This window comes from Pedococcus sp. P2_E5 (assembly GCF_056403895.1).
In genome coordinates this window covers 1-16,394 of record NZ_JBFUEP010000033.1, presented here as the reverse complement: position 1 = coordinate 16,394, position 16,394 = coordinate 1, and the positions used below count along the sequence as shown (strand labels likewise).

Annotated in this window: 10 protein-coding genes; all 10 read left to right on the top strand. The window is 67.7% G+C overall.

All coding sequences use genetic code 11. The features are described from left to right. The 10 genes from AC1DVZ_RS12565 to AC1DVZ_RS12520 all read left to right on the top strand — a co-directional run bounded on the left by AC1DVZ_RS12565 (position 1) and on the right by AC1DVZ_RS12520 (position 16,352). Positions 1 to 1,320, top strand: a complete 1,320-nt coding sequence (locus AC1DVZ_RS12565) for an MCE family protein (RefSeq protein WP_477618536.1) — start codon at positions 1 to 3, stop codon at positions 1,318 to 1,320. Continuing rightward, positions 1,317 to 2,363, top strand: a complete 1,047-nt coding sequence (locus AC1DVZ_RS12560; RefSeq protein ID WP_477618535.1) for an MCE family protein — start codon at positions 1,317 to 1,319, stop codon at positions 2,361 to 2,363. Before AC1DVZ_RS12565 ends, AC1DVZ_RS12560 begins: the two co-directional genes overlap by 4 nt. Continuing rightward, positions 2,360 to 3,331 carry an MCE family protein gene (locus AC1DVZ_RS12555; RefSeq protein WP_477618534.1) on the top strand — a complete coding sequence of 324 codons (972 nt, stop codon included), beginning with the start codon at positions 2,360 to 2,362 and terminating at the stop codon, positions 3,329 to 3,331. The genes AC1DVZ_RS12560 and AC1DVZ_RS12555 overlap by 4 nt, the downstream gene beginning before the upstream one ends. Further along, entirely contained in the window at positions 3,331 to 4,629 is a 1,299-nt protein-coding gene (locus AC1DVZ_RS12550; RefSeq protein WP_477618533.1) for an MCE family protein, read from the top strand. The genes AC1DVZ_RS12555 and AC1DVZ_RS12550 overlap by 1 nt, the downstream gene beginning before the upstream one ends. Then, the gene (locus AC1DVZ_RS12545; RefSeq protein ID WP_477618532.1) at positions 4,626 to 5,909 is read left to right on the top strand and encodes an MCE family protein; all 1,284 of its coding nucleotides are present in this window, start codon (positions 4,626 to 4,628) and stop codon (positions 5,907 to 5,909) included. Before AC1DVZ_RS12550 ends, AC1DVZ_RS12545 begins: the two co-directional genes overlap by 4 nt. After that, positions 5,906 to 7,177: an MlaD family protein gene (locus AC1DVZ_RS12540; RefSeq protein WP_477618531.1), complete on the top strand. Its 1,272-nt coding sequence runs from the start codon at positions 5,906 to 5,908 to the stop codon at positions 7,175 to 7,177. Before AC1DVZ_RS12545 ends, AC1DVZ_RS12540 begins: the two co-directional genes overlap by 4 nt. Next, positions 7,174 to 7,776 carry a hypothetical protein gene (locus AC1DVZ_RS12535; protein ID WP_477618530.1) on the top strand — a complete coding sequence of 201 codons (603 nt, stop codon included), beginning with the start codon at positions 7,174 to 7,176 and terminating at the stop codon, positions 7,774 to 7,776. The genes AC1DVZ_RS12540 and AC1DVZ_RS12535 overlap by 4 nt, the downstream gene beginning before the upstream one ends. A 7-nt stretch (positions 7,777 to 7,783) precedes the next feature. After that, positions 7,784 to 8,443, top strand: coding sequence for a hypothetical protein (locus AC1DVZ_RS12530; protein WP_477618529.1), 660 nt, complete (start codon positions 7,784 to 7,786; stop codon positions 8,441 to 8,443). Between the two features lie 457 nt (positions 8,444 to 8,900). Then, positions 8,901 to 12,377, top strand: a complete 3,477-nt coding sequence (gene rpoB / locus AC1DVZ_RS12525) for a DNA-directed RNA polymerase subunit beta (protein ID WP_477618528.1) — start codon at positions 8,901 to 8,903, stop codon at positions 12,375 to 12,377. 96 nt (positions 12,378 to 12,473) lie between these two features. Beyond that, a complete protein-coding gene (locus AC1DVZ_RS12520; RefSeq protein WP_477618527.1) occupies positions 12,474 to 16,352 on the top strand; it encodes a DNA-directed RNA polymerase subunit beta' in 3,879 nt (1,292 codons plus the stop codon). The last annotated feature ends 42 nt before the right edge of the window (positions 16,353 to 16,394 follow it).

Below are 16,394 nucleotides of genomic sequence, written 5' to 3'. Positions count from 1 at the left end.
ATGGCTGAGACATCGAACGGCTTCATGTCGCGCCTGGGCAACCGTGCCTACGGGGTCGGCTTCATCGTGGTCGTGGGCCTGCTCATCGGTCTGTCGGTCGCCTCCTTCCAGAAACGGTTCACCCCCGTGGTGATGGTCAACCTGATGACCGACCGGATCGGGTCGCAGCTGCAGACGGCGTCCGACGTCAAGATCCGTGGGTTGATCGTCGGTGAGGTGCGCTCGATCGAGACCACCGGCAACGGCGCCACGCTCAAGCTGGCGCTGAAGCCGGAGATGGTCGACCTGATCCCGGCCAACGTGTCGGCGCGGCTGCTGCCCAAGACCTTGTTCGGTGAGCGGTACGTCGACCTGGTGACCCCGACTGACGGCGTGGTCGGGCGGCACATCGCCAAGGGCGACACCATCGGCCAGGACCGCACATCGGTGGCGATCGAGCTCGAGAAGGTCTTCGACGACCTGCTGCCGTTGCTGCGCACCGTGCAGCCGGAGAAGCTGGCCATGACGTTGAACGCCCTGGCGTCGGCGCTGGACGGGCGGGGAACCCGCCTCGGCCAGAACCTCGTCCTGGTCGACACCTACTTCAAGCAGATCAACCCCAAGCTGCCCGTGATCAAGGCGGACATCAGTGGGCTGGCCGACCTGGCGAGCACGTATGCCGTGGCGGCGCCGGATCTCGTGCGCGCGGCCACCGCGTTGATCACCACGAGCACGACGATCGTGGCCAAGAAGGACGAGCTGGCCGGCTTCCTGGCCGGGACGGCGGGTTTTGCCAACACGACGGCGGACTTCCTGGACGCCAACGGCCAGCGCATCATCCAGGTGGGTCGGGTGCAGCGACCGACGGTCGAGGTGCTCGCGAAGTACTCACCGCAGTACCCCTGTGTCGCCACCGCGATGGTCAACTGGCTGCCGCGGATCGACGAGGCCTGGCGGGACAAGACCTTCCACATCACCGTGGAGGTCACCCAGCAGCGCCCGGGCTACCACCCCGGCGAGGAACCACGCTGGGGCGAGCGCCGTGCGCCGAACTGCCAGGGGCTGCCCAATCGTGTTGGCACCCAGGCGAACCCGTGGAGGGGCAACCACTTCAACGACGGCACCAACCGCTCCGGCTCCGGGGCGGCCGGCAGCGCGCTGCCCTCGATGTTCTCGGGTCTGTCCGGGCAAGGCATCGCCGAGGCCGACTCAGGTCTGGCCGGCACCGAGCAGGAGCAGAACGTCGTGGCGGCCCTCCTCTCGCGCGACGGTCGCCCCTCGGCCATCACGACCCTCCTCGCRGGGCCGATGCTGCGTGGAACGGTGGTGAACCAGCGATGAACACCCGATCCAGCCTGGTGAAGTTCCTCGTCTTCGTGGTGGCGACCCTCCTCGCGACGGGCACCCTCGCGGCCACCATCTCCAACACCCAGTTCGGTGACAAGGCGACCTATCGCGGCATGTTCAACGACGTGACCGGCCTCGCTCCGGGTCAGGAAGTGCGGATCGCCGGAGTGCGCGTGGGTGAGGTGAGGTCGATCAAGGTGGCCAGCGACCGCGTGCACGCGGACGTCGAGTTCAACGTGCTGAAGACCAGCGTCCTCACGCAGGGGACCAAGGCCACCATCAAGTACCGCAACCTCATCGGTGAGCGCTACATCGCGCTCACCCAGGACGTCGGCAGTGCCACGCCGCTGAAGGACGGGGCCACGATCGGACTGGACCACACCCAGTCCGCGCTGGACCTCACGGTGCTGTTCAACGGCTTCAAGCCGTTGTTCGCCGCCCTGTCGCCCAAGGACGTCAACGAGCTGTCGGGCAACATCATCAGCGTCCTGCAGGGCGAGGGCGGCAACATCAACTCGCTGCTGTCCAAGACGGCCTCGTTGACCTCGACCCTCGCGGACCGCGACGAGGTCATCGGACGGACCATCTCCAACCTCAACGCGGTGCTCGGCACCGTGGACGCCCACGACTCCGCGCTCAAGCAGCTGATCGACCAGCTCCAGCGCTTCATCTCCGGCCTGGCCGCCGACCGCACGACGATCGGTGCCTCCTTGACCAACATCAACTCGCTGACGGCCGAGACGGCGGACCTGCTGAAGGTCACCCGCCCCGCGATCAAGGCGGACATCAGCAACCTGCGCGGGCTCGCCACCAACCTCAACAAGCCGTCCAACACCGCCGTGTTCGAGAAGTTCCTGTCGACCTCGCCGGGCAAGATCAACACGATCACGCGGACCGCGACCTACGGCTCCTGGTTCAACTTCTACATGTGCGACTTCAGCGGGACGATCGTCGTGCCGTCGCCGACCAAGGGCGCCCCGGCCATCAAGATCCCGGTCGACAAGCCGGCCGGGCTCTCCGCAGCGAGGTGCTCATGAGCATCCCCTTCCGCGAGCGCAACCCCGTCCCGATCGGCGCTGCCGGCCTGGCGTCCATCGCCCTGGTGCTGTTCCTCGCTTTCAACGTCCAGAGCATCCCGTTCATCGGGGGCGGCGACCACTACCGCGCGGCCTTCAGCGAGGCGGGTGGCCTGATCAAGGGCGACGACGTACGCATCGCCGGGGTCAAGGTGGGCAAGGTGGAGAAGGTCGACCTCGCGGGCAACCACGTGATCGTCGACTTCAAGGTCACCGAACCAGCAGCCTTCGGCACCCGCACCGGTGCCAGCGTGCGGATGAGGACGTTGCTGGGTTCGAAGTTCCTCGCCCTCGAGCCGGCCGGTGGCGGTCAGCTGAAGGAGGACAGCGAGATCCCGCTGGAGCGGACCGTCTCGTCCTACGACATCGTCAACGCGTTCACGGACCTCGCGACGACGTCCGAGGAGATCGACACCGACATGCTGGCGAAGTCGCTGACCACCCTCGCGACCGAGTTCAAGGACAGCCCGCCCGACGTCAAGGCGGCCCTGGACGGCCTCAGCAGGTTGTCCAACACCATCGCCTCACGCGACGACGAGCTGAAGCGGTTGCTCGCCTCGGCCAACAGCGTCTCGGGCACCGTCGCCGAACGCAACAAGGCCGTGGAGTCGATCATCAGGAACGCCGACCTCCTGATGGTCGAGCTCAACGCTCGTCGCGACGCCATCCACACGCTCTTCACCAACACCTCCGCGATGGCGCTGCAGATCACCGGGCTGGTCCGTGACAACCGCGCGGAGCTCAAGCCCGCCCTCGACCAGCTCACCAAGGTCCTCGCGGTGCTGCAGAAGCACGAGAAGGACCTCGGGGACACGATCGCCGCGATGGGCCCGTTCACGCGCCTGTTCGCCAACGTGCTCGGCAACGGCCGGTGGTTCGACACCTACATCCAGAACCTCACGACCCCCGTCTCCCCGGGAGGCAACTGATGAAGCGCCTGCCCGCTCTGCGGCTGCCTGCCCTGCGGCTGCCCTCGCTGCCCGCCACGCCCCGGCTCGGCCTGATCCCCAAGATCATCACCGCGCTCGTCGTGGTCGCCCTGGTCGCCGGCGCCTACGCCTTCTGGCCCCGGCAGGACAGCATCCACGTGACCGGTGAGTTCAGCCGCGCCGTCGGCCTGTTCCCCGGGTCCGACGTGCGCATCCTCGGCGTCCAGGTCGGCAAGGTCACCGAGGTGACTCCCAAGGGCGACAAGGTCGAGGTCAAGTTCGAGTTCGACCACAAGTACAAGGTGCCGGCGGACGCCAAGGCCGCGGTCGTGGCCCCCTCCCTGGTGAGCGACCGCTACGTGCAGCTGCTCCCGGCATACACCGCAGGTCCGGTCATGAAGGACAACGCCCAGATCGGTCTGGACCGCACCGCGGTCCCCGTCGAGCTGGACCGCATCTCCTCGAGCCTGGACGACCTGCTCGTGGCCCTCGGCCCGACCGGTGCCAACAAGGACGGCGCCTTCGCCGACGTGCTCGACACCGGTGCCAAGAACCTCGGTGGCCAGGGCCAGAAGCTGCACGACACCAACCGCGACCTCAGCCTGGCGCTCGAGGCCCTGTCCGGTGGTCGCAACGACCTGTTCGGCACCGTGAAGAACCTCCAGACCTTCACGACCATGCTCGCCACCAACGACAGCCAGGTGCGCCGGCTCAACAGCGACCTCGCCAGCGTCTCGCAGCAGCTCGACGGGGAGCGAGACGACCTCGCCGCAGCCCTCAAGAACCTCGCGGTCGCGTTGAGCGAGGTCAGCTCGTTCGTCCACGACAACCGGGCGGGCCTGACCACCAACCTCAAGCAGCTCGCGTCGGTGACCGGCACGGTGGCGCAGCAACGGGACGCCCTCGCCGAGACCCTCACCAACGCGCCGGTGGCGATCAGCAATCTCCAGAACGCCTACAACCCCGACACGGGCACGCTCGACACCCGGGCCAACGTCAACGAGAACCTCACCCTGCAGAACATGCTGTGCTCCCTCATCGTCCAGGGCGGTCAGCCGGACTCGTTGTGCAAGACCGTCAGCGGGGCGCTCAAGCCGATCCAGGCGCTGCTCGACCAGCTCGAAGGACAAGGCGTGAAGCTGCCAGTCGACCTCCTGTCCGCGCTGCCCCAGTCGCAGGCCGCCACGTCGCCGACGGGCTCCTCGACCGCGACCACCAAGCCCGGCGAGGGCGGGACCGTCGTGAAGATGCGCGGTGCCGACCCGACCCTGGGCGGCCTCCTGGGAGGGTCCCGATGAACGGCCACCAGAAACTCACCACCAAGCCACTCACCACCGAGCCACAGACCACGGGTATGCCGCGTGGCCGGCGCCTCCTGTCCGGCCTCGTCGTGGGCGCAGTGGTCCTCGGGGTCTCCGGCTGCCAGGGCGCGTTCGACCTGCCGCTGCCCGGCGGTGCGGCGAACCGCGGTGACATCTTCCGCGTGACGGCCGAGTTCGCCGACGTCCTGGACCTCGTCCCGCAGTCGTCGGTCAAGGTCGACCAGGTGACGGTGGGTTCGGTCGAGAAGATCGAGCTCAACGGCTGGACGGCCAGGGTGACGCTGCGCCTGCCGAAGAACGTCAAGCTGCCTGACAACGCCGTGGCGGAGCTCAAGCAGACCTCCCTGCTGGGCGAGAAGTACGTCCAGCTGTCCGCACCGAGCGGCGCGGCCGCCGAGGGTCGGCTCGGCGACGGCGACAACATCCCCCTCGCCCGCACCGGCCGCAACCCCGAGGTCGAGGAGGTGCTCAGCGCGATGTCGCTGCTGCTCAACGGTGGTGGTGTCGCCCAGCTCAAGATCATCGAGACCGAGCTCAACAACGCGGCGCGGGGCAACCAGGCGCAGATCAAGGACGTCATCAAGCAGCTCGACACCTTCATCGGCGGGCTGGACAGCCAGAAGTCGGAGATCGTCCGCGCCATCGACAACATCGACGCGCTCGCCGGCAAGCTGGCGGCCCAGAAGGACGACATCGCCAAGGCCCTCGAGGCGCTGCCCGCCGGCCTCAAGGTGCTCGCGGACCAGCGGCAGCAGCTCGTGCAGATGCTCCAGGCGCTCAGCCGGCTCGGCGCGGTCGGCACCCAGGTCATCCAGCAGAGCAAGGCCGACACCGCCGCCAACCTCAAGGCCCTCGCCCCCATCCTGGCGCAGCTCACCAAGGCCGGGGACAACCTGCCGAAGTCGCTGCAGCTGCTGCTGACCTACCCCTTCTCGGACGCGACGACCGGGGCTATGAAGGGCGACTACACCAACATGTCCGCCGACCTGGACCTCAACTTCGCGAACCTCGCCGGCAACCTGGGGCTCCCGACGACTCCGCCCACCGGCGGCCCGACGGGCACTCCCACCGGCCTGCCCAGCCTGCCGCTGCCGACGCCCTCGGTCAGTGTCCCGGGCGTGCCGATCACCCCGGGCGGCAGCTCCACCTCGGGCGCGTGCGTCCCCGGCGTCATCTGCGTCGGTGCCCGCGACCAGCAGTCCGGCTCGTCGGGCTCTGACGACTCGTGGCGCTCGCTCTACGGAGGTGCGGCATGATCCGCCGCTCGGTCAAGGTCCAGCTCCTCGCGTTCCTGCTCATCACCCTCGTCACCGTCTCGGTGCTCTCGGCCCGCTACGTCGGGCTCTACGACCGCGTCGCCGGCGGGCAGTACCACGTCTCGGCCGACTTCGAGCAGTCCGGCGGCATCTTCGTCGGCTCCGAGGTCACCTACCGCGGCGTCACCGTGGGGCGGGTCGACAACCTGAGGCTGTCCAAGGACGGCGTGGTCGTCGACGCGAAGATCCAACGGGGAGTAGTGATTCCGAAGGACACGAAGGTGGTCGTCGAGAACCGCTCCGCGGTCGGCGAGCAGTACCTCGACTTCCAGCCGCGCAGCGACAAGGGCGCCTCGCTGAAGAACGGCGACACGATCGCGCGCAAGGACACGGCCTTCCCGCTGCGCGTCGACACGCTCCTCCTCGACCTCGACCAGACGGTCAACTCGGTCGACAAGCAGGACCTGCGCACCGTCGTCGACGAGCTCGGCAAGGGGTTCGCCGACGGGGGAGAGGACCTCCAGCGACTGATCGACAGCGGCGACGAGCTGACCAGGTCGGCCACCGAGGCGCTGCCCGAGACGATCAAGCTGATCGACGACGGTCGCATCGTGCTCGACACCCAGCGCGACACCTCCGGGGAGATCAAGGTCTTCGCCAAGAACTTCGCCGACCTGTCCGAGACCCTGAAGGCGTCCGACGGCGACCTGCGGCTGATCCTCGACCGCGGCGTCATCGCGTCCAAGGAGCTCGAGACGCTGATCCGGGACAACCAGGGCAGCCTCGCGGCGCTGCTGGCCAACCTGATCACCGTCGGCCAGGTGACCACGGCCCGGGTCGACGGGATCCAGCAGCTCCTCGTGACCTACCCCGACGTCGTCGCCGGCGGCTTCACGGTCGTCCCCGGCGACGGCACCGCCCACTTCGGGCTGGCCATGGCGCACGACCCGCCGGTCTGCACGCAGGGCTACCAGGGCACCGCCCGTCGCTCGCCGGCCCAGACCAGCAACGCCAGGGCGAACACGGCGGCCCGGTGCACGGCCCCCCGCGGGTCGGCCACCAGCGTGCGCGGCGCCCAGAACGCTCCGGGACCGAACTCGGGCACGAACTCCACCGTGCCGTTCGCTTTCGGCGACCAACCCGTATCCCCGGGCATGGCTGCCTCGTTGGGCATGACAACACCACAGGTATCGGTGCCACTTCCTCCGTCCGGAGGTGAGAGCGGCGAGGCCTCGTGGTTGTGGATCATGAAGGAGGCTGCTCGATGAGCACCATCACCACCCACGCCGGGAGGGCGGTGGAGGCAGACGAAGGCGTGTCGCACCCCGACCCGCTCGCTGCCGACACAGATCACCAGACGACCCGTGACCGGGCCAGGTCACTGCGCATCACCCCCACCATGGTGTGGGTCGTGGTCGCCATCGCGCTCGTCGCGAGCCTCGCCCTCGGGGCCACCCGCGGACGCGACTGGTATGCCGCGCGGCAGACCGAGGCGGCCAACGCGGCCGCCGTGGCGGCTGCCAAGCAGCTGGCCATCAACTTCGTCACGGTCGACTACACCAAGGTCGACGCGGACATGGCCCGGGTGAAGGCCGGGGCCACCGGGGACTTCCTCAAGAGCTACTCGACCTCGGCCGACCAGCTCAGCAAGGTCCTCGTCGCCAACAAGACGGTCTCCTCGGTGCAGCGCACCGAGGCCGCCCTGGTCTCCGGTGACGAGGACTCCGCCGTCGCGCTCGTGGGCGTGGTCGCCCCGACCAGGAACACCGCCGTTCCGAACGGCGAGACCAAGACCTACCGGATGCGGCTCGACCTGCGCCTGGTCGGCGACGAGTGGAAGGTGGAGAACCTTGAGTTCGTCGGTTGAGACAAAGGTGAAGCCCCGTCCCCGGGTGGCTGGTGAGCGCTCTCGTGCGCGCACCACCCCGCTGCCCCGCGACAACCAGGTGGTCGCACCCACCACCGAACCGGCCGAGCGACTGCGCTCGCTGCGAAGCCGCCTCCGGCTCCCCAGCCTGCCCACGCGGCATACCTCGACGTCCGCAGCTGCCACTGGCGGCCGGCGACGCTGGATCGCGCCGCTCGCGGCCCTCGTCGCCGTGCTGGCGGTGCTCGGGACGGTCGTGGGCGTCAGCCTGCACGACTCGAGCGCCCAGGCGGCGACGAACCGGGCAGCCGCCAGCCAGGCCCGCACGTCCATCGAGCAGATGCTCAGCTACAACTACAAGACGATCGACGCCCAGGCGGCGCAGATCGAGGGCCTGCTCACCGGGTCGTTCAAGGGCGAGTTCACGGCCGCGATGGACAAGGACATCAAGCCGCTCGCGGTCAAGAACCAGACCGTCGTGCAGGCCAAGGTGTCCGACGTCGGGGTGATGAGCTCCTCGCCCACGACCGTCACCGTGCTGGCGTTCGTCAACCAGGCCCGCATCGGCACCGACCAGCAGGACCCCGTGGTCGACCAGAACCGCGTCATCGCGACGATGTCCAAGGTCGGCGACCGCTGGCTGATCAGCAAGGTCGCGGCCTTCTAGGGCCCTTCCAGCGGCGTTCCAGCGGCCTTCCAGCGGCTCCGCGATGTATGGCGACGACGCCTCGCGGATCGTGCCTGACCTGCGGCGATGCATCCCCTGTTCGGGTGCGTCGCCGCAGGTCGTTCGGCGCCACACGGGGCGAATGTCTTGACGTGGGGGGTTTCGCGCGTCATTCTCGTCTGCGTCGGATCAGCCCGCGGCTTGTGGCCCGGGCCTGACCCCCGTCAACGGTCGTGGCGCGAGCCCGCTGGACACGGTTGGACGAGGCTGCCCTCTTTCGTGTATGCTCTTCCTTTGCGCTGCCCTCTTTCTTCGATCCCGCCTCAGACCTCAGCCTTTCGTCGTGCCCTGCGGCACGAATTCGTGGCCCTGTCTCCTGCGTGGTCGTACCGGCGGTCGGCGCTGCACCGGTTTCGAACCATCAGATTTAAGACAAGGCCCGTGGAAGGACCCCTCCTTGGCTGCCTCGCGCAACGCGACTCAGACTGTGTCCACCGCACGGACGGTTTCAGGCCGTCTGTCGTTCGCAAAGATCCGCGAACCCCTCGAGGTCCCCGACCTCCTGGCGCTGCAAACGGAAAGCTTCGACTGGTTGCTCGGTAACGAGCGCTGGCAAGCCCGCGTTGCAGAGGCCAAGGCCGCTGGCCGCGGGGATGTGCCGGATCGCTCCGGCCTCGAGGAGATCTTCGAGGAGATCTCCCCGATCGAGGACTTCAGCGGCTCCATGTCGCTGTCGTTCCGCGACCACCGCTTCGAGGAGGTCAAGTACTCCATCGAGGACTGCAAGGAGCGCGACCAGACCTACTCCGCGCCCCTGTTCGTCACCGCGGAGTTCATGAACACCACGACTGGCGAGATCAAGAGCCAGACGGTCTTCATGGGTGACTTCCCGCTCATGACCGAGCGCGGCACCTTCGTGATCAACGGCACCGAGCGTGTCGTCGTCTCGCAGCTGGTCCGCAGCCCGGGCGTCTACTTCGAGCGCACGCCGGACAAGACGTCCGACAAGGACATCTACACCGCCAAGGTCATCCCGAGCCGCGGTGCCTGGCTGGAGTTCGAGATCGACAAGCGCGACATGGTGGGCGTCCGCGTCGACCGCAAGCGCAAGCAGTCGGTCACCGTCCTCCTCAAGGCCCTGGGCATGACCGAGGCCGACATCCTCGAGGAGTTCGGCGAGTTCGAGTCGATGCGCCTCACCCTGGAGAAGGACCACACGGCCGGCCAGGACGACGCGCTGCTCGACATCTACCGCAAGCTGCGCCCGGGCGAACCGCCGACCCGCGAGGCTGCCCAGACCCTGCTGGACAACCTCTACTTCAACCCCAAGCGCTACGACCTGGCCAAGGTCGGCCGCTACAAGATCGACCGCAAGCTCGGCGTCGCCGCCGAGCTCAGCGCCTCGGTGCTGTCGGTCGACGACATCGTCGCGACCATCAAGTACATCGTCTCGCTGCACGCCGGTGAGTCGACGCTCGCCGGCAAGAACGGCGACGAGGTGCCGGTCGAGGTCGACGACATCGACCACTTCGGCAACCGTCGCCTGCGCAACGTGGGCGAGCTCATCCAGAACCAGGTCCGCACCGGGCTGTCCCGCATGGAGCGCGTCRTCCGCGAGCGCATGACCACGCAGGACGTCGAGGCGATCACCCCGCAGACCCTGATCAACATCCGCCCCGTGGTGGCGTCGATCAAGGAGTTCTTCGGCACCTCCCAGCTGTCGCAGTTCATGGACCAGAACAACCCGCTCGCGGGCCTGACGCACAAGCGGCGTCTGTCGGCCCTCGGCCCGGGTGGTCTGTCTCGTGACCGCGCCGGCATGGAGGTCCGTGACGTCCACCCGTCGCACTACGGCCGCATGTGCCCGATCGAGACCCCTGAGGGCCCGAACATCGGCCTGATCGGCTCGCTCGCCTCCTACGGACGGATCAACCCGTTCGGCTTCATCGAGACGCCCTACCGCAAGGTCGTCAAGGGCAAGGTCACCGACAAGGTGGACTACCTGTCCGCCGACGAGGAGGACCGCCACGTCATCGCGCAGGCCAACGCCGTCATCAACGCCGAGGGCCTGTTCACCGAGGACCGCGTCCTGGTGCGCACCAAGGGTGGCGAGATCGACTACATCCCCGGTGCCGACGTCGACTACATGGACGTCTCCCCGCGCCAGATGGTGTCGGCCGCGACCGCGCTGATCCCGTTCCTCGAGCACGACGACGCCAACCGTGCGCTCATGGGTTCCAACATGCAGCGTCAGGCGGTGCCCTTGGTCAAGTCCGAGGCGCCGCTGGTCGGCACCGGCATGGAGTACCGCGCCGCCCTCGACTCGGGCGACGTCGTCCGGGCCGAGACCGCTGGGGTGGTCACCGAGGTGTCCGCCGACCTCGTCACCGTTGCCGGTGACGACGGCTCGACGCGCACCTACCGGATCGCCAAGTTCGCGCGCTCCAACCAGGGCACGTCCTACAACCAGGTCGTCGTCGTCAACGAGGGCGACCGGGTCGAGACCGGTGGCGTCATCGCCGACGGTCCCGCGACCGACGGTGGCGAGATGGCGCTGGGCCGCAACCTGCTCGTGGCGTTCATGCCGTGGGAGGGCCACAACTACGAGGACGCGATCATCCTCAGCCAGCGCCTGGTGCAGGACGACGTCCTCTCCTCGATCCACATCGAGGAGCACGAGGTCGACGCCCGTGACACCAAGCTCGGGCCGGAGGAGATCACGCGGGACATCCCGAACGTCTCCGAGGAGGTCCTGGCCGACCTCGACGAGCGCGGCATCATCCGCATCGGCGCCGAGGTCCGCGACGGCGACCTGCTCGTCGGCAAGGTCACGCCCAAGGGTGAGACCGAGCTGACGCCGGAGGAGCGCCTGCTGCGCGCCATCTTCGGTGAGAAGGCTCGCGAGGTCCGCGACACGTCGCTCAAGGTGCCCCACGGCGAGACCGGCACGGTCATCGGCGTCAAGGTGTTCGACAAGGACGAAGGCGACGACCTGCCCCCGGGCGTCAACCAGCTCGTCCGCGTCTACGTCGCCAACAAGCGCAAGATCACCGATGGTGACAAGCTCGCCGGCCGTCACGGCAACAAGGGCGTCATCTCCAAGATCCTGCCCGTCGAGGACATGCCGTTCCTCGAGGACGGCACCCCCGTGGATGTCGTGCTCAACCCGCTCGGTGTCCCCGGTCGTATGAACGTCGGTCAGATCCTCGAGCTGCACCTCGGCTGGGCCGCCTCCCGCGGTTGGGAGATCGCGGGCAACCCCGACTGGGCCAAGCTCATCCCCGAGGACGCCCGTTCGGCCCCGGCCGGCACGCGTGTCGCCTCGCCGGTGTTCGACGGTGTGCGTGAGGACGAGATCGTGGGTCTGCTCGACTCCACGACCAAGACCCGCGACGACGTGCGGCTCATCGACGGCTCCGGCAAGTCCCGGCTCTTCGACGGTCGCTCCGGCGAGCCGTTCCCCGAGCCGGTGTCCGTGGGCTACATGTACATCCTCAAGCTGCACCACCTCGTGGACGACAAGATCCACGCCCGCAGCACCGGCCCCTACAGCATGATCACGCAGCAGCCGCTGGGTGGTAAGGCTCAGTTCGGTGGCCAGCGCTTCGGTGAGATGGAGGTGTGGGCACTCGAGGCCTACGGCGCCGCCTACGCGCTGCAGGAGCTGCTCACGATCAAGTCCGACGACGTCCAGGGCCGCGTGAAGGTCTACGAGGCGATCGTCAAGGGCGACAACATCCCGGAGCCCGGCATCCCCGAGTCCTTCAAGGTGCTCATCAAGGAGATGCAGTCGCTGTGCCTGAACGTCGAGGTGCTCAACAGCGAGGGCACCTCCATCGAGCTGAAGGAGTCCGACGAGGACGTCTTCCGCGCGGCGGAGGAGCTCGGCATCGACCTGTCCCGGCGCGAGCCCAGTTCGGTCGAAGAGGTCTGACGGTATGCCGCGTGCTCACCGCCACGGTGACCACGCGGCATACCTCCCCTCCTCACGACCACACCCCAGATTTAGCTAGACGGAAGAAGGAACCACGTGCTCGACGTCAACTTCTTTGACGAACTGCGCATCGGCCTGGCCACTGCTGACGACATCCGTCAGTGGAGCCACGGCGAGGTGAAGAAGCCCGAGACGATCAACTACCGCACGCTCAAGCCCGAGAAGGAGGGCCTGTTCTGCGAGCGCATCTTCGGCCCCACCCGGGACTGGGAGTGCAACTGCGGCAAGTACAAGCGGGTCCGCTTCAAGGGCATCATCTGTGAGCGCTGCGGCGTCGAGGTCACTCGCGCCAAGGTGCGTCGTGAGCGGATGGGCCACATCGAGCTCGCCGCCCCCGTCACCCACATCTGGTACTTCAAGGGCGTCCCGTCGCGTCTTGGCTACCTGCTCGACCTCGCCCCGAAGGACCTCGAGAAGGTCATCTACTTCGCGGCCTACATGATCACGTCGGTCGACGAGGAGCAGCGTCACAAGGACCTGCCCTCGCTCGAGGCGCAGATCGAGGTGGAGAAGAAGGAGTACCAGAACAAGCGGGACTCCGAGGTCGACACCCGCGCCAAGCGGCTCGAGTCCGACATCGCCGAGCTCGAGGCCGAAGGTGCCAAGGCTGACGCCCGCCGCAAGGTGCGCGAGTCCGCCGAGCGCGAGATGAACCAGATCCGCAAGCGCGCCGACATGCAGATCGAGCGCATCGAGCAGGTCTGGGACCGGTTCAAGAACCTCAAGGTCCAGGACCTCGAGGGCGACGAGATCCTCTACCGCGAGATGCGTGACCGCTTCGGTCTGTACTTCGAGGGTGGCATGGGCGCCGCGGCGATCCAGAAGCGCCTGCAGGACTTCGACCTCCAGGCCGAGTCCGAGCTGCTGCGCGAGATCATCGCCACCGGCAAGGGCCAGAAGAAGACCCGTGCCCTCAAGCGGCTCAAGGTCGTCACCGCTTTCCAGGCGACGACGAACAAGCCGTCCGGCATGGTCCTCGACGCCGTCCCGGTCATCCCGCCGGACCTGCGCCCGATGGTGCAGCTCGACGGTGGCCGCTTCGCGACCTCTGACCTCAACGACCTCTACCGTCGCGTGATCAACCGCAACAACCGACTCAAGCGTCTGCTCGACCTCGGTGCGCCGGAGATCATCGTCAACAACGAGAAGCGGATGCTCCAGGAGGCTGTGGACAGCCTCTTCGACAACGGCCGTCGTGGTCGCCCTGTCACGGGCCCCGGCAACCGCCCGCTCAAGTCGCTGTCCGACATGCTCAAGGGCAAGCAGGGACGGTTCCGCCAGAACCTGCTCGGCAAGCGCGTCGACTACTCCGGCCGTTCGGTCATCGTGGTCGGCCCGCAGCTCAAGCTGCACCAGTGCGGCCTGCCCAAGCAGATGGCGCTCGAGCTGTTCAAGCCGTTCGTGATGAAGCGCCTGGTCGACCTCGACCACGCGCAGAACATCAAGTCGGCCAAGCGCATGGTCGAGCGCGCCCGTCCGGTCGTGTGGGACGTCCTCGAAGAGGTCATCACCGAGCACCCCGTGCTGCTCAACCGCGCGCCCACCCTGCACCGCCTCGGCATCCAGGCCTTCGAGCCGCAGCTCGTCGAGGGCAAGGCCATCCAGATCCACCCGCTCGTCTGCTCGGCCTTCAACGCCGACTTCGACGGTGACCAGATGGCTGTGCACGTGCCGCTGAGCACGGAGGCGCAGGCCGAGGCCCGCATCCTCATGCTCTCGAGCAACAACATCCTCAAGCCGGCCGACGGCCGTCCGGTGACCATGCCCACCCAGGACATGATCATCGGGCTGTACCACCTCACCTCCGAGGTGGAGAACGGCAAGGGCTCCGGCCGTGCGTTCTCGTCGGTCTCCGAGGCCCGGATGGCGTTCGACGCCGGCGAGCTCGAGCTCGGCAGCATCGTCAAGATCCGCCTGCTCGACGTCGTGCCGATCCCCGGCACGGAGCTCGCCGAGGGTGTCGAGGTGAACGAGCAGGGCCAGGTGGCCTCGCTCACGGTCGAGACCAGCCTCGGTCGCGCGCTGTTCAACCAGACGCTGCCGGTGGACTACCCGTTCGTGGACGCGGTCGTCGACAAAAAGCGTCTGTCGACCATCGTCAACGACCTGGCCGAGCGCTACACCAAGGTGCAGGTTGCTGCCAGCCTCGACGCGCTCAAGGAGTACGGCTTCCACTGGGCGACCCGCTCGGGCACCACGGTGGCCATCTCCGACGTCGTGACCCCGCCGCGCAAGCTCGAGATCCTCGAGGGCTACGAGGTCAAGGCCACCAAGGTCCAGGTGCAGTACGAGCGTGGTCTGATCACCGACGACGAGCGCCGCCAGGAGCTCATCGAGATCTGGACCCAGGCCACCAACGAGGTCGCCAAGGAGATGGAGGCCAACCTCCCGAAGACCAACACCATCTACAAGATGGTGTCCTCGGGTGCGCGTGGTAACTGGATGCAGCTGCGGCAGATCGCCGGTATGCGTGGTCTGGTGTCCAACCCGAAGGGCGACATCATCCCGCGACCGATCCGCGCGAACTTCCGCGAGGGCCTGTCCGTGCTCGAGTTCTTCATCTCCACGCACGGTTCCCGTAAGGGTCTTGCCGACACCGCGCTGCGTACCGCCGACTCGGGTTACCTGACCCGTCGTCTGGTGGACGTGTCGCAGGACGTCATCATCCGCGAGGACGACTGTGGGACCGAGCGTGGCCTGACCATGCCGATCGCGCAGAAGACCGCCTCCGGCGCGCTGGTCGAGCACGACGACGTCGAGACCTCGGTCTACGCTCGCACGCTCGCTGCCGACGTCGAGAAGGACGGTTCCGTCCTGGCCGAGGCCGGTATCGACCTCGGTGACGTGGTCATCGACGCGCTCGTCGCCGCTGGCGTCGAGCAGGTCAAGGTCCGCTCGGTGCTCACCTGTGAGTCCCACGTCGGCACCTGCGCCGCCTGCTACGGCCGGTCGCTCGCGACCGGCAAGCTCGTGGACATCGGCGAGGCCGTCGGCATCATCGCGGCCCAGTCCATCGGTGAGCCCGGCACCCAGCTGACGATGCGTACCTTCCACACCGGTGGTGTGGCTGGTGACGACATCACGCAGGGTCTGCCCCGTGTCGTGGAGCTGTTCGAGGCGCGCACCCCCAAGGGTGTCGCCCCGATCGCCGAGGCGTCCGGTCGGGTCTCCATCGAGGACACCGACAAGACCCGTCGCATCATGCTCACGCCGGACGACGGCTCCGAGGAGCACGCCTACCCGGTGAGCAAGCGCGCGCGTCTGCTGATCGCCGATGGCGACCATGTCGAGGTCGGGCACCGCATGACGCAGGGTTCGATCGACCCCAAGCAGGTCCTTCGCATCCTCGGCCCGCGGGCGGTCCAGATGCACCTCGTCGACGAGGTGCAGCACGTCTACCGCCAGCAGGGTGTGTCGATCCACGACAAGCACATCGAGGTCATCGTCCGCCAGATGCTGCGCCGGATCACGATCATCGAGTCCGCCGATGCCGACCTGCTCCCCGGTGAGCTGGCCGAGCGTGGTCGGTTCGAGACCGAGAACCGTCGCGTCGTCGCCGAAGGTGGCCGCCCGGCCTCGGGTCGCCCCGAGCTCATGGGTATCACCAAGGCGTCGCTGGCCACCGACTCCTGGCTCTCGGCCGCCTCCTTCCAGGAGACGACCCGCGTGCTGACCGAGGCCGCGATGAACGCCAAGTCGGACCCGCTGCTGGGTCTGAAGGAGAACGTCATCCTCGGAAAGCTCATCCCGGCCGGCACGGGTCTCCCGCGCTACCGGAACGTCAAGGTCGAGGCCACGGAAGAGGCCAAGGCAGCGATGTACTCGATGCCCAGCTACGAGTACGACTACCCGGTGTTCGGTCCCGGCTCCGGCGAGGCCATCCGCCTCGACGACGCCGAGCTCGGCCTGGACTGAGCCCTCGGCTCGACTCAGTGAACGACCCGAGGGGGTCGGCCC